Origin of the sequence: Morganella sp. HSTU-ASny43 (genome assembly GCF_022819185.1) — a bacterium.
In the GTDB taxonomy this organism is placed as follows: domain Bacteria; phylum Pseudomonadota; class Gammaproteobacteria; order Enterobacterales; family Enterobacteriaceae; genus Morganella; species Morganella morganii.
Genome location: NZ_WSPG01000019.1, coordinates 32,380 through 51,630 on the forward strand (window position 1 = coordinate 32,380; position 19,251 = coordinate 51,630).

The following is a 19,251-nucleotide window of genomic DNA, read 5'->3' on the forward strand; positions in this document are numbered from 1 at the left end:
CGATTCAGCAAAAAACATAGGAAAATAAATAACATGTCTATCACAACCGGCTCATCTTCTGATACACAAAATAAAGAAACACGGAGTGTCTTCTTTATTTCTGACGGAACGGCAATTACGGCGGAAGTATTAGGTCATGCTGTATTGTCACAATTCCCTATTGATATTATCGCTTACACCCTGCCGTTCGTGGCAACTGTCGAGCGCGCGCTGGAAATCAGACAAAAAATCGATACCATTTTTGAAACCACCGGGTTACGCCCTCTGGTGTTCTACTCCATTATCTGTCAGGACGTGCGCGAAGCCATCACCGGCAGTCAGGGCTGCTGCCAGGACATAGTGCAAACCCTGGTCGCGCCGATTCAGAAAGAGATTCAGATGGATCCGCAGCCGATATTCAACCGGACCCACGGCTTATCCAAGCGCAATCTGAGCCAGTATGATGCCCGTATCGCGGCCATTGATTTCGCACTGGCACATGATGACGGTGTCTCCCTGCGCAATATGGATCAGGCGCAGGTTATTCTGCTCGGCGTTTCCCGCTGCGGTAAAACCCCGACCAGCCTGTATCTGGCCATGCAGTTCGGTATCCAGGCCGCCAACTATCCGTTCACCGCAGATGATATGGATAACCTGCAGCTGCCTGCGGCCCTGAAGCCGTATAATAATAAGTTATTCGGTCTGACCATTGACCCCGAGCGTCTGGCTGCTATCCGCGAAGAGCGCCGTGAAAACAGCCGCTACGCCTCAATCCGTCAGTGCCGGATGGAGCTGGCAGAGGTGGAAGCGCTGTACCGCAAACACAAAATCAGCTACCTCAATACCACCAACTATTCGGTGGAAGAGATATCGACAAAAATCATCGATTCTCTGGGATTAAACCGCCGTATGTTCTGACAGCGGAAACGGTTAAGTGGATCACATTCCCGCGGTGATCCACTTTCTGCAATTGTATCTTGTAATCATCACGTTTTCGTTTATTGTGATCGGTATCACTGTGGTTTAACACAGCAACTGACCGAATTCAGAGACAGCACTAATCTATGGAAAAAACGGATGAACTGCGCACACGGGCGATAGACAAACTGATCACCCCGTCTGCGCTGGCCGGTGAGTTTCCGGCCACAGAAGCAATTAATAAGAATGTCACCACATCACGAACCCGCATTGAACGTATTTTAACCGGCGATGATCCGCGTCTGCTGGTGATTGTCGGCCCCTGCTCCGTGCATGACCCGATCGCCGCACTGGATTACGCACAGCGCCTGAGCGAACTGCTGCCGAAATACAGCTCACGCCTTGAAATTGTGATGCGCACCTATTTTGAAAAGCCGCGTACCGTGGTCGGCTGGAAAGGACTGATTTCAGATCCGCGTCTGGATAACTCCTGTCAGGTCAATGAAGGTATCCGGCTGGCGCGCAAACTGCTGATCGACGTTAATGCACTGAATGTCCCGACAGCCACCGAGTTTCTTGATATGGTCACGGGGCAGTATATTGCGGATCTTATCAGCTGGGGGGCTATCGGTGCCCGGACCACGGAAAGCCAGATCCACCGCGAAATGGCCTCCGCACTCTCCTGCCCGGTCGGCTTCAAAAACGGTACTGACGGCAATATCAAAATTGCGATTGATGCCATCCGCGCCGCACAGGCCGGTCATATGTTCCTGTCACCGGATAAAGACGGGCAGATGACGATTTATCAGACCAAAGGCAATCCGTTCGGGCACATTATTATGCGCGGCGGTAAGACACCGAACTATGCTGCCGGTGATATTGCTCACGCCTGTGATCAACTGCGCCAGTTTGATCTGCCGGAACATCTGGTGATTGATTTCAGCCACGGCAACTGTCAGAAAATCCACCGCCGTCAGCTGGATGTCGCCAAAGATGTCGCACAGCAGATTAAAGACGGCTCGCGGGCTATCTCCGGTGTTATGGCCGAAAGCTTTATTCAGGAAGGCACACAAAAACTGGTGAATCACAAAGCGCCGGTTTACGGGCAGTCAATTACCGATCCGTGCCTGAGCTGGGCAGATACCGTCACCATGCTGGATATTCTGGCTGATGCGGCGGATGCCCGTTTCAGCTGAAACTATTCCCTTGTTACGAAACAGGATGCACCCGCATCCTGTTTATTCATCACCCGCAGTTATCATTCCTTCCCCATATAGTTGAGATGCCGCTCACTTTTTCCGTGTAAATTCCCTCTCTCGGAAAAAATCACTTGAACCACTCTCGTCAGCTGCTGATAATAATTTGCGAATGCGAATTGATATCAAATAAAATTATATGACTGAAAATAATCAGAATTATGTGATATCCGTACTTACCGGATATAAAAATACAGCAACAGATAAAATCACGGTTATCAGCAGTGAAGCACTCCTGGGGCCGCAGCAGCGGATTATTATCCGCCATCAGAATGAGGAATATCACCTGCGCAGGACTAAAAACGGAAAACTTATTCTGACCAAATAACACACAGGCCAGCCACCTGTTTCCTTAAGGCAGCCAGCTTACTTTTTAATACCGGTTATCCGGTCTGCGCCGGTTTGGTGCAGATCACGAAAAAGTAAGGATCTGCTATGCACAGTGAAACACTCTCCCGTTACCTTGCCCTGAAAGAACAGGGACATCTTATCCACGCCCGTGATATCGCCGCTGAGATGGGCATATCCGAGGCAGAACTGGCACACTGCCGGGCCGGTTATGACGCCTGCCGCCTCACCCGGGATATCCCCGCCATTTTCCGGATGCTGGGTACCGCCGGGGAGCTGAAAGGCATCACCCGCAATGACCACGCGGTACATGAACATACCGGCACCTATGATAATGCTGAATTCGGGGAACACGCCTGCCTGCTGCTGAACCCGTACGGGCTGGATTTACGCTTTTTTCTGTCTCAGTGGCAGACAGTATTTGCCTTCGCGGAAAATACTCCGCGCGGTCTGCGCCACAGCCTTCAGTTTTTTGACCGCCACGGAGATGCCGTCCACAAAATTTATACCACCGCTGATACCGATATGGGGGTCTGGCATCACCTGACAGCACAGTTCGCCGCGTATGATAACCCGCAGGTTGTTCCGGAACCGGCCGTCATCCCGGCCTGCACATCACTGACACCGGAGCAGCAGGCTGAATTTACCCGTCACTGGCAGCAAATGACGGATGTTCACCAATTTTTTGTTCTGTTAAAAATATTTAATATCAGCCGCTTGCAGGCATTCCGTTGTGTGGATAACACCCTGGCACAGCGGGTGGATAACAGCGCGTTATCACGCCTGCTCACTCAGTGTACGGAAGAACAGAATGACATTATGATCTTTGTCGCCAACCGGGGCTGTGTACAGATTTTTACCGGCGCCATTGGCCGGGTTGAACCTTATATCAGCCCCCGCGACGGACAGCACTGGATCAATATTTTCAATCCGTCGTTCACTCTCCATCTGATCGAATCGGCTGTTGCGGAATCCTGGATTACCCGCAAACCCACCAAAGACGGTATTGTCACCAGCCTGGAATTATTTGATAAAAACGGTCAGGCTATCGCCCAGCTGTTCGGACAGCGCACCGAGGGTGAACCGGAACAAACGATCTGGCGCAGTCAGATTAATGCCCTGCTGACAGACTGCAGCGGTGAGGCGGCGGCATGAAAAAATATGTCCTCCTGCTACTGCTGCTCTGTTTTTTTCCGTCTGCACGCAGTATGCAGGGCAGCATTATTACCCTTGGCGGTGATGTCACGGAGATTGTTTTTGCTCTCGGTGCCGGTGACAGGGTAATTGCCCGTGATACCACCAGCGAGCATCCGCCGCAGGTCACTCAGTTGCCGGATGTCGGCTATCTGCGGCTTCTGAATGCGGAAGGTCTGCTGTCGCTTCAGCCTTCACTGATCCTCGCCAGTGAACTGGCTTATCCTTCTGCCGTTTTATCGCAGATCAGCGCGGCGGGTATCCCTGTCGTCACTGTCAGTGCTGCGGCAGAACTACCGGCTATTACCGCGAAAGTCCGTCAGATTGCGGAGGCTCTGGCCTTACAGTCAGCCGCCGCTGTACTGGTCGCTGACATTAACCGGAAACTGGATGCTGTACCGCAGACACCACTGCCGGTGAATGTACTGTTTCTGCTCAGCCACGCCGGTACTGCTCCGATGGCAGCCGGTACAGATACGGCGGCAGACAGCCTTATCCGCAGTGCAGGCGGAAGAAACGCAGCCGCTTCTTTCCGCCGTTATCGCCCGCTGTCAGCAGAAGGAATGATTGCCGCTCAGCCCGATTTAGTGGTGATCACCCGCAGCGGTCTGGCTTCTCTCGGCAGCACCGGCAATCTCTGGCAGTTACCGGGGCTGGCTCAGACACCTGCCGGAAAACATAAGCGGGTATTGGTGGCTGATGATATGGGGTTTCTCGGCTTCGGGTTACAAACCCCGGATACACTGCATCAGTTACGTGAAGCGATGGAGGCAGCAGCCGTGTTATGAATAATCCGCCCGCCTTTCATCTGCGCCGCCTGTGCCTCTGTTTTCTGTTGGTGATCATGATATTGACGGCCATGAATACCGGCGGACTGCCGGTTTCTGTCAGCGCATTCCTGCGGGGTGAAGTAACCCCGCAACTCTGGCAGATCTGGTTATCTGTCCGTCTGCCGCGGATTGTTCTGGCAGTTCTGGTGGGTATGGCACTGGCCACCGCCGGGGTATTATTGCAGGGATTATTCCGCAACCCGCTGGCAGACCCCGGTTTGCTCGGGATCAGCAGCGGCGCAGCCGTTGCGGTGGCACTGTGGATTGTCTTTATCGCGCCTTATCTGAGTGGTGCAGTCACACTGTATCTGCATATTATTACTGCCTTCAGCGGCGCACTTTGTATCAGCGGGCTGATTTTTCTGCTCAACCGCCGCCGTCAGCCTTTGCTGCGTCTGTTGCTGTGCGGCATTGCCGTTAACGCAATCAGTATGTCCTTTGTCGGCGTGCTCAATTATCTGAGTGATGATAAAGAATTACGTCAGTTTTCACTGTGGATGATGGGCAGCACCGGGCACATCAGCTGGACTCTGCTTCTGCCTGCTATCGTGCTGGCACTCCCTGTGTTTTATGCCGCATTCAGACTGGCACGTCCGCTGGATATGATTCAGTTGGGAGAAGAAGAAGCACATTATGCCGGAGTGAATGTCCGCCGGACACAACAGTGTGTCCTGCTGATCAGTGCCCTGCTCACCGGGATTGCCGTGGCACTGAGCGGGATTATCGGTTTTATCGGCCTGGTTATCCCGCACCTGATGCGTATGATTTTCGGCTGGCACCACCGGCTTCTGCTGGTGACATCAGCCCTTGCCGGTGCACTGCTGTTACTGCTCTCCGATACACTCGCCCGCACACTGGTGGTACCAGCAGAAATCCCGGTCGGATTACTGACCGGATTACTTGGTGCACCCTATTTTCTCTGGCTGATTTTCTCTGTGAAGGAATGATATGCCCCGTATAACCGTCAATAATCCGCCACCGGTGCTGGTTGCAGAGAATGTCAGTTTTTCCCGTCACGGACAGCCGGTAGTCAGTGATATCTCCCTGACTTTGCACTGCGGAACCATCACTGCGGTTACCGGCCCGAACGGCGCAGGTAAATCAACTTTTCTTCGTTTACTCAGCGGCTATTATCGCTGTGACAGCGGTCAGATCATGCTGCGCGGAAAACCAATGGCGTCCTGGTCTGCCGGTGCACTGGCACAAATCAGGGCGGTCATGACACAACAAAGTGTTATCTCTGCCCCCTACCGGGTCAGAGATATTATTGCATTGGGGGATTTGCACAGAGAGTACATACACCAATCAACCACAGATGAAGTGATACACCTGACGGCCTGTGAACCACTGCTGGAGAAACGCTGGTATCAGCTTTCCGGTGGTGAACAACAGCGGGTTCATCTGGCGCGTGCACTGATGCAACTAAGCTGTCCGCTGCCTCTCCCTCGTCTGTTATTACTGGATGAACCGACTGCAGCACTGGATCTTCATCACCAGCAACACCTGATGCGGATGCTGAAACAGCGTGTAAGTGCAACCTCCCTGGCGGTCTTCTGCATTCTGCATGACCTGAATCTGGCCTCTTTATATGCTGATCACGTCATAATGCTGAATAACGGCCGCATTGTCCGTCAGGGAACACCGGCCGGGGTGCTGCAAAAAACGGTACTGGCGGAAACTTATCAGGCAGACCTGATAACGCTCCGCCATCCGCTTACCGGCAATACATCTGTGTTACTTGCACCTTAATGTTGATCAGGTTTTGCCGTAACCCGTTGTTTGCGGCAAAACATGATTGCCGAAAGCAGACATAAGGTGTAGCCGAGTAATTCACAGCCTTCTTCGGCCAAGTTTTTTGCCAGCCGGTTAAAATCATCACCCATCATACCGCGCCATAAAATTCCCATACCGAACAGGCGGGAAAAAACCAGCACCACCAGCAAACCGGTAACCATCATGCCGTATGCCGGATGAGAGACAAAACGGTACAGCCCGTTAACCGCCGTGCGCGGATGCAGAAAAGCATAGATAATCGCAATCAGCGAGACCGGGACAGCAAACCAGAACCATGCTCCGTGGGAAATATAGTCAAAAATCTGATCCAATTCTCTGATCAGCATGCTGGCAAAAAATCCGGCTATCAGAAAAAAGCCCGCCCTGTCCTCCGGCTCCCGCAGCCCTTTGCGAAATAACAGCACAATCACTGCCAGCAGCATCACCTCAGCAACAATTTCTGTCACCGAGTCTTCACCCAAATCATTCTTAAGAACCAGAATATCAATAAACAACAGACCTGTACTGGCAGCCATAATCAGTGCCAGCATAAAAAAACGTCCCATTGCCCCAAAAAGAAACCGAAATTGCTGTGACATAACCATCCTGAATTATATTTATCGTCGGAAGATTCTATCGATATTGAAACTATAATTGGTGACATATGGTGCTATATGCTGGTAATAAAACAATTGGTTTCATCTATTGGTCTGATAATGATTCTCAATCATGAAAGGCACGATTTGCCTACACAATTCTTGGAAAATTCATAAAATATGGTTAATAACATATGTGACTATTAAAATTTATAGATTGTAAGCCCGATTTTGGGAGGTGAACATGTCAGAAAGTGTAGTGAACGATATTATCAAATGGCTGGAAACCCAGTTACAGCGCAATGAAGGGATCAAGATTGATACTATTGCGGATAAGAGCGGTTATTCAAAATGGCATCTCCAGCGTATTTTCAAAGATATCAAGGGATGCACATTAGGTGAGTATGTCCGTAAGCGCCGCCTGCTGGAAGCAGCTAAATCTCTGCGCGATAACGATATGTCTATTCTGGATATCGCGTTGCAGTATGGCTTCAGCTCACAGGCAACCTTTACCCGCATCTTTAAAAAACATTTCAATACCACACCGGCAAAATTCCGTGATCACGGTCAGTTGCCGGAACCGCGCTGTTTTATGGAGTGCGGTTCACACTAAACAGCTGAAAAAATATCCCCGCCTGCCGCAACCGGCCAAACGGGGATATTTTTTATTCTGCTGCTATCACGCCGCAGGCAATCCGAGCGCCGCCACCACCTAATGGTGCCGGTGAATCTGAATGATTGTCACCGCCCGCATGAACCATAATGGCATGCCCTTTGATCTCTCTGAGTTTTTTAAGGCGTGGTGCCAGCACCTGCGTGGTCGCTTTCCCGTCATCAGTCACATACAGTGCCGGCAAATCGCCCAAATGGCCGTCAGCATATGGCCCGGCATGAACTTTTGTACCTGCCGGGTCAAAATGGCCGCCTGCGGCCAGGGCAGGTACCGGTTTACCCTCTTTCTCTGCAGCATCACAGGACGGATTTTCGTGGATGTGAAACCCGTGCACGCCCGGCGGTAACCCATTCAGCGCCGGTGTAAACAGCAAACCATAATCCGTTTCCTGAATATCAATAGTGCCGATAACCTTACCGGCACCTTTTTCTGTCGCTTCATGCAGGGTAACGCGCTCAGTTGCAGCCAGGGAGGTTGATGCCCCCATCAGGATTAACAACGGAATGAGTTTTTTCATCATATGCTCCTTCAGTTTATTATTCCTCACCTATCCTACGGCACCGACCCGGATTGTCTTTCAGATTAACGGCATATTTTACTGAAGCTCTGCCACCAACCAGTCCCGCAACTGAATTAGCTCATCGTGCATGTCCGGATAACCGGCCATCAGCTCAGTGAATACCGCCGTTACAGCATCAGCGCTGTACCGCTGACCGGTCAGCAGTTGTGCCAGTTGCTCCAGCGGGGCCGGGTCAAGGCTGTCAGTAAAAATCTGCGCCCGGCTGATCATGCCGCGCTCCACATCAAAATGCAGTTCAATCCCGCCCCATTTAAAGCGGGTATCCAGCAGATGGCTGAAGGCCGGTGCATTGCCGAAATTCCAGTCCCAGCTGCTCTGTCTGGCAAAGGTCTCGGCAAATCCCGGCAGATCAGGAAGTGAATCCGGTGAAATCAGTTCCGCCTCTGCCTTTTCGCCGTAATAGTCGAAAAACGCAGCTTTAATCGCTTCGCACACCTGCTCATGGTCAATCCCGGGAATAATTTCCGTCAGATTGGTCACCCGCGAGCGGACAGAAGTGATCCCTTTGGCCTGCAATTTCTTCGGATCCGGATTGAGATAATCCGCCAGACGGCTTAAATCCGCATTAATTAATACCGTGCCGTGATGGAAGCCGCGATCTTTGGTTTCCCGGTATGCCGAGCCGGAAATTTTCCGCTCACCGTCTTCGCAGTTAACCACCAAATCATTACGGCCGGATGCCGATACCGAAATGCCGAGCCGGGATAAGCCACTGAGAATAATATTGGTGGAAACCGTTTTGTCATATTCCGGTTTCCCGGCCATAAAGGTGAAATTCGTATTTCCCTTATCGTGGAATACCGCCCCGCCGCCACTACTGCGCCGGGCTAATTTAATATGGTCAGATTCCATTTTGCGGGTATTACATTCCTTCCACGGGTTTTGTGCCCGGCCGATAACCACGGTGTCATTATTGCGCCATAAAAACAGCACGCGCTGGTCAGCAGGCATCTGCCGGAAAATACACTCTTCAACGGCAAGGTTAAACCACGGATCAAAGGAATCAGAAATAAAAAGACGAAGTGACGACATGTTGTCCCCCGGAAAAAATAGGCTGCCGATAAGATAGCATATTTATCCCGGTGATTTTAAAGTCTGCGCGCCTGCCAGAAGACTTTTTTCCAGTAAACGTTATCCAGGCTGGAACGCATCACACCTTTGCTGGTCGAGGCATGAATAAAGGCACGGTCAGAATCATAAATGCCGACATGTAACCCGTTCTCGCCACCGCCGGTTTTAAAGAATACCAGGTCACCGGGCTGTAAATCCTCAACATCGATCCGGGTGCCGTAGGTTGTCTGCGCTTTGGTGGTGCGCGGCAGAGAAATAGCGAAGCGGTCATTAAATGTCCGGTAGACGAAACCGGAACAATCAATGCCGTTTAAATCCATTCCGCCGTAATGATATGGCGTACCGTACCATTGCGATAATTGTTCCCGCAACTGGGCAATCACCATAATCGGGTCCGATAATTCTGTTTTGATCGGCGGTGCATGATATTTACGCGGCGTTGATGAACAGCCGACAACGGCTAATACGCAGATAAAAAGCAGAGAACGGAATATGATTTTCATTGTATTATCCCCGGTGCGGCAGACCTTCAACCCGCATTACTGTATTAATATCTGCGGGTGAAAGTCAATATTTGCCGTATTTTACCGGATGTTAAGGCATTTTCCGGTAATACAGTAATGTCAGGTTTTCATCAGTGACCATTTCATCGGCCGGTGAGACATCGTTCTCATCCACCCCGTGACGATCACGCAGAATCAGCGCAACATTACCGGTTTTACGAGCATTTTTCAGCCAGGATTCGAAATCATCATGCGAAATGAACCTTTCCCGGGTATCCGGATATAAGTCACTCAGCCCGTATTTCAGTTCTCCCGGGCGATCAAACATATAAATATCACTGCGCTGCAATTCCCATGCTGCTGATGTACCGATGCCAACACTATTGACCAGAATATAACGGGCATCTTTCAGCAATGCGGCATTCTTCTGAATAAAGATCTGCGGTAAGTTTGCCCGTTCAGTCCGCTCCGGTAACAGTGAGCTGACTGATAAACTGATCGCCACGGTACAAAATGCCGCGAGCATCCAGTAGCGGCACCCTTTTATCAGGGTTAGCGCTGAAACCACAATCCAGAACAGGAAAATCGCAATGGCGCCGATAAATTTACCGCGCTCAGCGGCAGAATACACCAGGGTATTTTCCAGATTATTGATTACCAGCAGGGCAATAACGGCGCAACCGCCCAAAATAATATTGATCACCGCGTTCAGTTTAAAGATTGAAACGGCTTGTTTCTTAATCAGAGTATGGATATACGCTGCCATCAGGATCGTCAGTGGTGCAATAACCGGCAGAATATAGGTCAGTAATTTTCCTTTGGCGATACTGAAAAATAAGAACGGTAATACTGTCCAGCACAACAGGAAGAATAATGGCTTATTTTCACGGCGCTGTTGCCAGCCCTGTTTTAATGCCCCGAATAAAAAACCACTCCAGGGTAAAACACCGGCAAACAGAATCGGAATAAAGAACCAGAACGGCGAGAGGTTTTGCGCCTCTTTACTCATAAAACGCTGGATATGCTCAACCATCACAAAATAGCGCCAGAAATCGGGCTCGGCATGATATATCGCCAGCGCCCACGGCAGCGTGATAAGCCCGGCAGCCGCAATTCCCGCCCAGCAATAACAGAGCATGGTTTTAAAGCGATGGTAGAAAATATGCACCGGTATCAGTGCAATAACAGGCAGCACCAATGCCAGAAAGCCTTTTGTCATCAGCGCCATGCCGCAGGCCAGCCCGAAGGTGATCCAGTAGCCCAGCAATGCACGGCGTGACTGTGCGGTAGTCAGGCCATAACTGAGGTAAATCACCAGTGTGACCCACATGGTCAGAATCGGATCCAGCGTACTGTAGGTTCCGAGAGCAAGCACCAGTAACATACTGGCATACAGGAAGGCCGCTGTACGGGCGATGACTTTCTCATCCCACATTTTCATTGCCAGCCGGTAAACCAGCAATGTGCTGATCATCGTCGAGAACAGGACACCAAAACGCACTGCAAATTGTGTGTGACCGAACAGCATCTGACTGATGTTATTTACCCAGTAACCCGCCACCGGTTTTTCAAAATAGCGGATATCCAGCAGATGCGGCACCACCCAGTTGCCGTCAGCCAGCATTTCCCGGCTTATTTCCGCATAGCGGGTTTCATCCGGCTGCCATAACGCACGGAATTCCAAAGGAATAAAATAGGTCACTGCAATAAACAACAGAAATAACACAGCCCACATTGCGGCAGACGGATACGCCACATTAAACGCGGACTTACGGCTGTTAACGTCCAATATAACCTCCGGACAAGGATACAATTTTATAACAATAAGGTAACCATCTCTGTTACTTCCATTAAGACCAGAGCCCTGCAGAATAATTCACGGAAGAACAGGATATTTTTGTTATACAAGAAAGAATAAAAGGGAGGATTAATTCAGGCTTAACGGTTAATGGCGGCTTAATAAAACAGTAAACCGCCCCGTGACTATGCGGCCGGCTTCTCTTTGCTGTGGATCAGACGCACACCAAACAGAATAAAAATAATACCGATGCTTTTTATCAGCGACACACCTTCATTAAACCAGGGCAGAAAGGCAGCCAGCAGATAGACAAACACATAGCTCAGACTGATAAGCGGATAGGCTTTATTAAGCGGCAAATCCCGCAGCGCGAGCAGCCAGCACACCATTGACAGAACATACCCCGCCAATCCGGCGAAAACGACTGCAAACGGCTGCCACTGAGATAACAGCCAGCGGATATCCAGCCATTGTGAGCTCAGTGCAATATCGGGTAATTGTGTCACGCCCAGTTTCAGCAGCAGCTGAGCGGCGGTGACAAACAGCACACTGCCGAGCACCCAGAGATATCCGCGCATCAGTGTCCCGCTCCCATCAGAATCACGCCGGTGACAATCGCGGCCACACCGCACCAGTGCTTGCGGGTCACCCGCTCACCGTATAAAAACTGTGCCACCAGGGTGACTACCACAAAGTTGATACTCAGCATCGGATAAGCGATATTCAGCGGCATCACCTGCAGGAGTTTCAGCCACAGCAGCATCCCCTGGCCAAGCAGAAACACCGCCAGCGCCAGCCAGTACAGGCCTCTGCGTTTTGCATTTTCCTGCGCCGCCTGCCAGACATCCACCGCCTGTTTCTGGCAGATCTGGCCGCCGCAGGTAAGAAAACTGACAATAATCAGTAAAACAATTTGCCCGAACACCATCACACCTTATGGCTGTTTATCATAGATATAGAGGGTCATCCGGCTGTTTTCAGTCCGTTTGTCCGCCGGCGGCAGTTTGGCATCGTAGGTGTCATTTTTATCTGTTACCAGTAGTGCGACCTGCCCTTTTTTGCGGGTTTCCGCCAGCCAGTCAGCGAACGTCGCATCATTCAGCAACCGGTATTCGCTGTCCGGATATTTCAGGCCGTAAGTCAGCTCACCGGAATTATTCAGCAGATAAATATCACCGCGTTTCAGTTCCCAGGCCAGCCCGGCACCGATGCCGACACTGTTACTGACAATAAACGGACTTTTTTCCAGATCAGTCATATTCTGGCGGATAAACGCCTGCGGCAGTTTGGAATCCACGGAACGATCAGGCACCGCGCTGCCGAATGTCAGACTGATCACCAGTGAGCAGGAAGCCGCCCACAGCCAGTGTTTTGCTTTCAGCAGATAACAGAGATACCCGATTATGCCCCAGATAGTAAAGGCGACAATGCCCAGTACCACTTTGGACCATTCATCCGGCTGATAGATTGGTTTTTTCACCAGATAACTGGCAACGATCAGCCCGGCGACCGCCACTGCACCAAAGGTCAGGTTCAGAATACCGTTCGCCTGTAATGCTTTCATCCGGTGTTTACGCACACAGTCAACGCCGTATTTGGCAATCATCACAGCCAGCGGTGCCATCAGCGGCAGCATATAGGTCGGCAGTTTACCTTTGGCAATACTGAACAGCAGGAACGGGGCAACAAACCAGCAGAACAGGAAAAACATCGGCGGATTATTGCGCCGCTCTTTCCAGCCTTTAAACAATGCGCCGGGCAGTAACGCCAGCCACGGCAGGCAACCGAGCAGGATCACCGGGATGTAGTACCAGACCGGCGAGGCGTGCTGGGCATCTTCACCTGAGAAACGCTGGAAGTGCTCCACCACAATGAAATAGCGCCAGTAATCCGGCTCCTGCTGATGAACCGCAATCGCCCACGGCAGGCTGATCAGCACTGCGCAGAAAACCGCCAGCGGGCCGAATTTCAGTAACTCAAGGAAACGCCGCTGGTACAGCATCACCGGCAGCATAGCCACCACCGGGATCGCCAGCGCAAGGAAGCCTTTGGTCATAAAGCCCATACCGCAGGCCAGACCAAGCAGGCACCAGGAGGTTATTCTGGTTTTCACATTTTCGGCTTTCAGTGCCCTGAAGCTGAAGGCCATCGAGGCAATCACCCACATGGCAAACATCGGGTCGAGCACACTGTATGTGCCGACACTGAACACCAGAAACATGGAGACAAAGACCAGCGACGCAACAAATGCCGTGTGACGGTTGCGCCACATCAGGAGGGTCATCCAGTAAACCAGCAGAGTGCTGATAAGGATGCTGAAGACAGAACCTGCACGGACAGCAAAATTGGTATGACCGAAGACCAGCTGGCTGACGTTATTCACCCAGTAACCGGCCACCGGTTTTTCAAAATAACGCAGATCGAGTAATTTGGGAACGACCCAGTCACCCTGTGTCACCATTTCACGGCTGATTTCCGCATACCGGGTTTCATCCGGATGCCAGAGCAGACGATCATTGATCGGGAAAAGGTAAGTTAACACGAAAAAAAGAGCCAGCAGAAAGGCTCCGATTTTACTCGCCCGGTTATTCAGCATGTAATGCTATCCCTCTTGTTGGCAGCCCAGCCACCCTTCCCGGCCGGGGAAATCACCCCGTACCACTTTGCCTGTCGGTAATGTTGATAAATCAGACGGCAGCAGTTCGCTGAGCGGACAAAAGCGGAAATCCTCGTTTTTAATCCGATCCAGCAATGCCTCAAACTGTGCGGCTTTGGACATGCCTTCCACTTCTGTGTGGATAGTATAGACCGGTACGCCCTGATCCCGTCTGATTGCATCGAGGATAAAGTCGTTAAAATCCGCATCAGCCACCTGCGGCCCCACCACTTCATCATAGGTCGGCAGTGTAACAGGAATCTGCACGGTTCCGGTAGTCCCGTCTGCAAGAAGCGGACGAAACGGATGCGTTCCGCGGCAATCACTGTTGTAGGCAAAACCAAATGCCTGTTTAGCTTCAATCACCCGTTCATCCGCGCGCCAGCCCGCCACCGCAGAGCACTGCACCGGCTGCCCGGTAGCCTGTGATAAGGCATCGGTACCCAGACGAATCTGCTCTGTGATTTGTGCCGGTGTCCAGCGGCCGATTTTCGCCTGCCAGCCCTGGTGATCCCACGCATGCAGGCCGACTTCATGACCGGCATCCAGCGTCTGTTTCATCAGGTAACCCAGGTCACGGGCTATTTTCTTACCCGGCCACGCTGTACCGGCCAGCAGAATATCCAGGCCGTATAATGAAGCCGCATTGGAGCGCAGCATTTTCCACAGAAACTTAGGACGCAAAAGGCGCCACAAGTGACGCCCCATATTGTCCGGCCCGACGCTGAAGAAAAAACTGGCTTTAATATCGTGCTGCGCAAATACCTTCAGTAACTGCGGCACACCTTCCAGTGTGCCGCGGTAAGTATCCACGTCAACCCGCAGGCCGACATTTTTCATTACTCGTCGTTCCTCAGCTCTTCAACCGCACCGCGCAGGAAGAAGTCGAGAGTTTCTTCCACAGTCTGGCGGGTATCGATAGTCGGTTTCCAGCCCAGTAAACGCTCAGCGTTTTTGATGCTTGGTTTACGGTGCTCCACGTCCTGGTAACCTTTACCGTAGTAAGTGCTGCTTTCGATTTTACGGAAGCCGGCAAATGGCGGGAAGTTATCACGCAGCGGATGTTTCTCGAAGCAGTCGAGCAGCATTTCTGCCAGTTCGCGGATACTCGCTTCGTTCACCGGGTTACCGATGTTGATGATCTGGCCGTCACACTTGCCGTCACGGTTTTCAATGATGCGGAACAGGGCTTCGATACCGTCATGGATATCAGTAAAGCAGCGTTTCTGCTCACCACCGTCAACCAGTTTAATCGGCGAACCTTCCACCAGGTTCAGGATCAGCTGAGTGATAGCACGGGAGCTGCCGATACGCGCGGAGTTCAGGCTGTCCAGACGCGGTCCCATCCAGTTGAACGGACGGAACAGCGTGAATTTCAGACCTTCTTTCGCGCCGTATGCCCAGATAACCCGGTCAAGCAGCTGTTTGGAAACGGAGTAGATCCAACGCTGTTTGTTAATCGGGCCGACAATCAGGCGTGAATTATCTTCGTCAAACTCTTTGTCATCACACATACCGTACACTTCGGAGGTGGACGGGAAGATGATACGTTTGTTGTATTTCGCGCAGTAACGGACGATTTTCAGGTTTTCTTCGAAGTCCAGCTCGAACACGCGCAGCGGGTTACGGGTATACTCGATTGGTGTGGCAATCGCCACCAGCGGCAGAATGACATCACATTTTTTGATGTGATACTCAATCCACTCGGTGTGAATGCTGACATCGCCTTCAATAAAGTGGAAACGCTCGTCACCGATGAAACGATCAATCGCGGAAGAGCTGATATCCATACCATAGATATCGTAGTTGCCGTCTTCCAGCAGACGTTCTGTCAGGTGGTTACCGATGAAACCGTTCACACCCAGGATCAGCACACGCTTACGGCGGGCAACCTGTGCAGTGGCTTTCGGGCCGACGCGGACATCAGTTACGATACCCATTTCCGCTGCCAGACGGGCACCCTGCACATACAGGCCGGATTCCCCCTGGCCGCTGATCACTTCCAGCGCGCCGTTTCCGCAGGCAATCACCAGCGGTTCCGCAGAAATAACGGTTCCCGGACGTTTGCCTTTGTTATCGGCCAGCACGCGGCTGCGCCAGATGATCATTTTGCGCTCACCCAGGAAGGTGAATGCACCAGGATACGGTTCTGTCACCGCACGGACCAGGTTGTGGATCTGTGCAGCCGGCTGATTCCAGTCGATCAGACCATCTTCCGCACAACGGCGGCCGAAGTATGTTGCCTGAGATTCATCCTGAGCGGTGGTTTTATAAGTACCGGCCTCAATCAGCGGTAAAGTTTTGTTCAGCAGTGTTTCTGCGGCTTCACGGACTTTACCGTGAACAATCAGGGAAGTATCGTCACCACCGATAGTGACTTTTTCCTGTGCGACAATATCGCCGGCATCGGCTTTGGCAACCATTTTGTGCAGGGTAACACCGGTTTCGGTTTCACCGTTCAGCACAGCCCAGTTGATTGGTGCGCGGCCGCGGTATTTCGGCAGCAGAGAACCGTGCAGGTTAAATACGCCTTTCGGTGCCAGCGCCAGAATTTCTTCGCTCAGCATATCGCGGTAGTAGAAAGAGAAAATAACATCCGGTTTCAGTTCACGGATGCGATCCACCCACAGCGGGTGGTTAACGTTTTCAGGGGCATAAACCGGCAATTCCATGTCCGCGCTGACGCGGGCCACCGATGAGAAGAAATGGTTTTCACCCGGGTCGTCCGTATGGGTAAAGACGGCCTGAATATCAAAGCCCGCTTTTTTCAGGGCCTTCAATCCGACACAACCAATATCATGGTAGGCAAATACGATTGCTTTCATTAGTTTTTTTCCTGAGTTTCAGTTTCACTGGTCTCTTTCGCCTGAGCGCCGACCACTTTTTGAATAAAATACCGGGGACGTGCACGAACATCGTTATAAATCCGCCCGATATATTCCCCGAGCAGACCCATTGCCACGAATTGTGCGCCGATAAACATAAATAAGATGGCGAACAGGGTAAACACTCCCTCTGCCGCCCACAGCGCGCCGAAAGCCACGCGCAGAATAATCAGTAACAGCGCCAGCAGGAAACCGGACGCCGCGATGATACTGCCGACAATGCTTAACAGGCGCAGCGGCGCGGTAGTCAGGCAGGTCAGCAGGTCATACATCAGATTGATCAGTTTGAGGAAACTGTATTTTGAGTCCCCGAACTCACGTTCTGCGTGTTTAACATCAATCTCAATCGTTTTACGGGCAAAGGTATTTGCCAGAATAGGAATAAAGGTGCTGCGCTCATGGCACTGTAACATCGCATCGATGATATGACGGCGGTACGCACGCAGCATACAGCCGTAGTCACCCATAGCGCTGCCGGTTGCGGCGATGATCATTTTGTTGATCATTTTTGAGGCGGTTTTGCGGAACCAGGAGTCCTGACGGTTTGCGCGGCGTGTGCCGACCACGTCATAGCCCTCTTCTGCTTTTTCAACCAGACGCGGGATCTCTTCCGGCGGATTCTGTAAATCCGCATCCATGGTGATCACCAGATCACCACCGGCCTGTCTGAAACCCGCCATAATTGCGGAATGCTGGCCGTAGTTACGGTTCAGCAGGACAGCAACCACATGGTTTTCAGGGATCTCTGCCGCCTGCGTCAGCATTTCTGCTGAACGGTCACGGCTGCCGTCATCCACCAGCACAATTTCATACGCCTGCTTCAGCGACTGACAGGCTTTGATTGTACGTTCCAGCAACTGAGGGAGACTCTCTTCCTCGTTGTAAACCGGAATTACCACTGAGACTTTCTTAATTTCGTTAAATGACACTTATTTCTGCTCCGCAAGAATAGCTCTGATTGCGTCTGTCACACGGGTCACATCACTGTCTTTCATATCCGGGAAGAACGGCAGCGAACATAATGTCGCGGTGTTCCACTCCGAATTCGGCAGTGATAATGACGGGTACCGTTCCCGGTAATATTTCTGGGTATGAGCTGCACGGAAATGCAGACCTGTCCCGATATTGACCGCTTTTAACTGCTCCATAAAGGTATCGCGATCGATGCCGCAGACCGCTTTATCCACACGAATCATCAGCAGATGATTGGCATGCAGATGCGGGTAATCCGGCACGGATAACAATTTAACCGGCAGCCCCTCCAGGGCTTCACGGTAAAGCTGTGCCAGGTGTGCGCGGCGTGCGTTCAGTTCGTCCATCCGGCTCAGCTGCACCACCGCAATCGCGGCGTGGATATCTGACAGGTTATATTTGAACCCCGGTTCGACCACTTCTGCCTGCGGTTTGCGGCCCTGCATCTGACGGTCAAACGCATCCACACCCAGCCCGTGGAACTTAAGACAGCGGATACGCTGTGCAAGTTCATCGTTATCTGTAGTAATTAATCCGCCTTCCGCGCAGGTGACGTTTTTAATCGCGTGGAAAGAGAAAATAGCGGTGCCTTTTTCGCCGATCCACTCGTCACGGTAACGGGTACCAACGGCATGTGCGGCATCTTCCAGCAGGAAAATATTGTGTTCCTGCGCAATAGCACGTAAAGCAACCAAATCACAGGGCGCTCCGGCATAATGAACAGGAATGATGACTTTGGTCTTCGGGGTAATCGCCGTACGGACGTCATCCGGCTGAATCATCAGTGTGTCGCGGTCAACATCAATCATCACCGGTACCGCGCCGAGCAGCTCGATCATATTGATGGTGGAAACCCAGGTCTGTGAAGGCGTGATCACTTCATCTCCCGGGCCGACACCCAGTGCCATCAGCGCAACATGCATACCGGCAGTTGCGGATGCCAGAGCAATGGCGTGTTTACAGCCGAAACGCTGACAGAAATCCGCTTCCAGCTGCTGATTTTGCGGGCCGGTGGTGATCCAGCCGGAACGCAGTACTTTTTCAACAGCCGCGATCTCTGACTCGCCGATAGCTGGCCGGGAAAACGGAAGAAACTCAAGCATAAATACAACCTAATAAGAATCGGAAGTGATGATTATATCCTGAATTGATTCAATTGACGCTCAACACCAGGGCTTCGTTTAAACAATTCTTAATCTTTACAGCGACTACATAACAA

General features: G+C 51.5%; 20 protein-coding genes. 8 read left to right on the top strand and 12 right to left on the bottom strand.

Annotated features, from left to right (window positions below; all coding sequences use genetic code 11):
• Positions 1–33 precede the first annotated feature (33 nt).
• From GN208_RS11400 to GN208_RS11430, 7 genes are all read left to right on the top strand, one after another.
• A complete protein-coding gene (locus GN208_RS11400; protein WP_004235416.1) occupies positions 34–897 on the top strand; it encodes a pyruvate, water dikinase regulatory protein in 864 nt (287 codons plus the stop codon).
• Positions 898–1,043: 146 nt separating this feature from the next.
• A complete protein-coding gene (locus GN208_RS11405) occupies positions 1,044–2,093 on the top strand; it encodes a 3-deoxy-7-phosphoheptulonate synthase (protein WP_004235412.1) in 1,050 nt (349 codons plus the stop codon).
• Positions 2,094–2,292: 199 nt separating this feature from the next.
• Positions 2,293–2,481 (top strand): hemin uptake protein HemP, encoded by a 189-nt coding sequence (locus GN208_RS11410; protein ID WP_004235410.1) that lies wholly within the window; start codon positions 2,293–2,295, stop codon positions 2,479–2,481.
• 107 nt (positions 2,482–2,588) lie between these two features.
• Positions 2,589–3,656, top strand: a complete 1,068-nt coding sequence (locus GN208_RS11415; protein ID WP_004235408.1) for a hemin-degrading factor — start codon at positions 2,589–2,591, stop codon at positions 3,654–3,656.
• Positions 3,653–4,483: an ABC transporter substrate-binding protein gene (locus GN208_RS11420; protein WP_004235406.1), complete on the top strand. Its 831-nt coding sequence runs from the start codon at positions 3,653–3,655 to the stop codon at positions 4,481–4,483. Before GN208_RS11415 ends, GN208_RS11420 begins: the two co-directional genes overlap by 4 nt.
• Positions 4,480–5,472 (top strand): iron ABC transporter permease, encoded by a 993-nt coding sequence (locus tag GN208_RS11425; RefSeq protein WP_243828374.1) that lies wholly within the window; start codon positions 4,480–4,482, stop codon positions 5,470–5,472. Before GN208_RS11420 ends, GN208_RS11425 begins: the two co-directional genes overlap by 4 nt.
• A 1-nt stretch (position 5,473) precedes the next feature.
• Positions 5,474–6,274 (top strand): heme ABC transporter ATP-binding protein, encoded by an 801-nt coding sequence (locus GN208_RS11430; protein WP_004235402.1) that lies wholly within the window; start codon positions 5,474–5,476, stop codon positions 6,272–6,274.
• Here the strand turns inward: GN208_RS11430 and GN208_RS11435 are convergent.
• Entirely contained in the window at positions 6,271–6,897 is a 627-nt protein-coding gene (locus tag GN208_RS11435) for a hypothetical protein (RefSeq protein WP_015422757.1), read from the bottom strand. The two genes, GN208_RS11430 and GN208_RS11435, sit on opposite strands and share 4 nt — an antisense overlap.
• 241 nt (positions 6,898–7,138) lie before the next feature.
• Between GN208_RS11435 and GN208_RS11440 the strand changes: the two genes are divergently transcribed.
• Positions 7,139–7,507, top strand: a complete 369-nt coding sequence (locus GN208_RS11440) for a helix-turn-helix domain-containing protein (RefSeq protein ID WP_004235398.1) — start codon at positions 7,139–7,141, stop codon at positions 7,505–7,507.
• 52 nt (positions 7,508–7,559) lie between these two features.
• Here GN208_RS11440 and sodC read toward each other — a convergent pair whose 3' ends face one another.
• The 11 genes from sodC to arnB all read right to left on the bottom strand — a co-directional run bounded on the left by sodC (position 7,560) and on the right by arnB (position 19,135).
• The gene (sodC, locus tag GN208_RS11445; RefSeq protein WP_004235395.1) at positions 7,560–8,087 is read right to left on the bottom strand and encodes a superoxide dismutase family protein; all 528 of its coding nucleotides are present in this window, start codon (positions 8,085–8,087) and stop codon (positions 7,560–7,562) included.
• 75 nt (positions 8,088–8,162) lie between these two features.
• Positions 8,163–9,179: a lipoate--protein ligase A gene (locus GN208_RS11450; RefSeq protein WP_004235393.1), complete on the bottom strand. Its 1,017-nt coding sequence runs from the start codon at positions 9,177–9,179 to the stop codon at positions 8,163–8,165.
• 56 nt (positions 9,180–9,235) lie between these two features.
• Complete coding sequence (locus GN208_RS11455) at positions 9,236–9,721, bottom strand: NlpC/P60 family protein (protein WP_004235392.1); 486 nt, start codon at positions 9,719–9,721, stop codon at positions 9,236–9,238.
• A 91-nt stretch (positions 9,722–9,812) separates the two neighbouring features.
• The gene (gene arnT, locus GN208_RS11460; protein WP_243828375.1) at positions 9,813–11,510 is read right to left on the bottom strand and encodes a lipid IV(A) 4-amino-4-deoxy-L-arabinosyltransferase; all 1,698 of its coding nucleotides are present in this window, start codon (positions 11,508–11,510) and stop codon (positions 9,813–9,815) included.
• Positions 11,511–11,704: 194 nt separating this feature from the next.
• Positions 11,705–12,100, bottom strand: a complete 396-nt coding sequence (gene arnF / locus GN208_RS11465) for a 4-amino-4-deoxy-L-arabinose-phosphoundecaprenol flippase subunit ArnF (RefSeq protein WP_170950674.1) — start codon at positions 12,098–12,100, stop codon at positions 11,705–11,707.
• Complete coding sequence (arnE, locus tag GN208_RS11470; protein WP_004235386.1) at positions 12,097–12,447, bottom strand: 4-amino-4-deoxy-L-arabinose-phosphoundecaprenol flippase subunit ArnE; 351 nt, start codon at positions 12,445–12,447, stop codon at positions 12,097–12,099. Before arnE ends, arnF begins: the two co-directional genes overlap by 4 nt.
• A gap of 6 nt (positions 12,448–12,453) precedes the next feature.
• Positions 12,454–14,115 carry a lipid IV(A) 4-amino-4-deoxy-L-arabinosyltransferase gene (arnT, locus tag GN208_RS11475; RefSeq protein ID WP_004235384.1) on the bottom strand — a complete coding sequence of 554 codons (1,662 nt, stop codon included), beginning with the start codon at positions 14,113–14,115 and terminating at the stop codon, positions 12,454–12,456.
• Between the two features lie 6 nt (positions 14,116–14,121).
• Entirely contained in the window at positions 14,122–15,015 is an 894-nt protein-coding gene (arnD, locus tag GN208_RS11480) for a 4-deoxy-4-formamido-L-arabinose-phosphoundecaprenol deformylase (RefSeq protein WP_004235382.1), read from the bottom strand.
• Positions 15,015–17,000 carry a bifunctional UDP-4-amino-4-deoxy-L-arabinose formyltransferase/UDP-glucuronic acid oxidase ArnA gene (gene arnA / locus GN208_RS11485; protein WP_243828376.1) on the bottom strand — a complete coding sequence of 662 codons (1,986 nt, stop codon included), beginning with the start codon at positions 16,998–17,000 and terminating at the stop codon, positions 15,015–15,017. The genes arnD and arnA overlap by 1 nt, the downstream gene beginning before the upstream one ends.
• Positions 17,000–17,989: an undecaprenyl-phosphate 4-deoxy-4-formamido-L-arabinose transferase gene (arnC, locus tag GN208_RS11490; RefSeq protein WP_004239985.1), complete on the bottom strand. Its 990-nt coding sequence runs from the start codon at positions 17,987–17,989 to the stop codon at positions 17,000–17,002. Before arnC ends, arnA begins: the two co-directional genes overlap by 1 nt.
• On the bottom strand, positions 17,990–19,135 hold the full coding sequence (gene arnB, locus GN208_RS11495; RefSeq protein WP_004235375.1) for a UDP-4-amino-4-deoxy-L-arabinose aminotransferase: 1,146 nt from the start codon (positions 19,133–19,135) through the stop codon (positions 17,990–17,992).
• Positions 19,136–19,251 lie beyond the last annotated feature (116 nt).

Bases quoted from the DNA above. Each gene is read 5' to 3' on its own strand.
- GN208_RS11400 (WP_004235416.1), top strand. From the start codon at position 34: ATGTCTATCACAACCGGCTCATCTTCTGATACACAAAATAAAGAAACA.
- GN208_RS11405 (WP_004235412.1), top strand. From the start codon at position 1,044: ATGGAAAAAACGGATGAACTGCGCACACGGGCGATAGACAAACTGATC.
- GN208_RS11410 (WP_004235410.1), top strand. From the start codon at position 2,293: ATGACTGAAAATAATCAGAATTATGTGATATCCGTACTTACCGGATAT.
- GN208_RS11415 (WP_004235408.1), top strand. From the start codon at position 2,589: ATGCACAGTGAAACACTCTCCCGTTACCTTGCCCTGAAAGAACAGGGA.
- GN208_RS11420 (WP_004235406.1), top strand. From the start codon at position 3,653: ATGAAAAAATATGTCCTCCTGCTACTGCTGCTCTGTTTTTTTCCGTCT.
- GN208_RS11425 (WP_243828374.1), top strand. From the start codon at position 4,480: ATGAATAATCCGCCCGCCTTTCATCTGCGCCGCCTGTGCCTCTGTTTT.
- GN208_RS11430 (WP_004235402.1), top strand. From the start codon at position 5,474: ATGCCCCGTATAACCGTCAATAATCCGCCACCGGTGCTGGTTGCAGAG.
- GN208_RS11435 (WP_015422757.1), bottom strand. From the start codon at position 6,897: ATGTCACAGCAATTTCGGTTTCTTTTTGGGGCAATGGGACGTTTTTTT.
- GN208_RS11440 (WP_004235398.1), top strand. From the start codon at position 7,139: ATGTCAGAAAGTGTAGTGAACGATATTATCAAATGGCTGGAAACCCAG.
- sodC (WP_004235395.1), bottom strand. From the start codon at position 8,087: ATGATGAAAAAACTCATTCCGTTGTTAATCCTGATGGGGGCATCAACC.
- GN208_RS11450 (WP_004235393.1), bottom strand. From the start codon at position 9,179: ATGTCGTCACTTCGTCTTTTTATTTCTGATTCCTTTGATCCGTGGTTT.
- GN208_RS11455 (WP_004235392.1), bottom strand. From the start codon at position 9,721: ATGAAAATCATATTCCGTTCTCTGCTTTTTATCTGCGTATTAGCCGTT.
- arnE (WP_004235386.1), bottom strand. From the start codon at position 12,447: ATGGTGTTCGGGCAAATTGTTTTACTGATTATTGTCAGTTTTCTTACC.
- arnT (WP_004235384.1), bottom strand. From the start codon at position 14,115: ATGCTGAATAACCGGGCGAGTAAAATCGGAGCCTTTCTGCTGGCTCTT.
- arnD (WP_004235382.1), bottom strand. From the start codon at position 15,015: ATGAAAAATGTCGGCCTGCGGGTTGACGTGGATACTTACCGCGGCACA.
- arnA (WP_243828376.1), bottom strand. From the start codon at position 17,000: ATGAAAGCAATCGTATTTGCCTACCATGATATTGGTTGTGTCGGATTG.
- arnB (WP_004235375.1), bottom strand. From the start codon at position 19,135: ATGCTTGAGTTTCTTCCGTTTTCCCGGCCAGCTATCGGCGAGTCAGAG.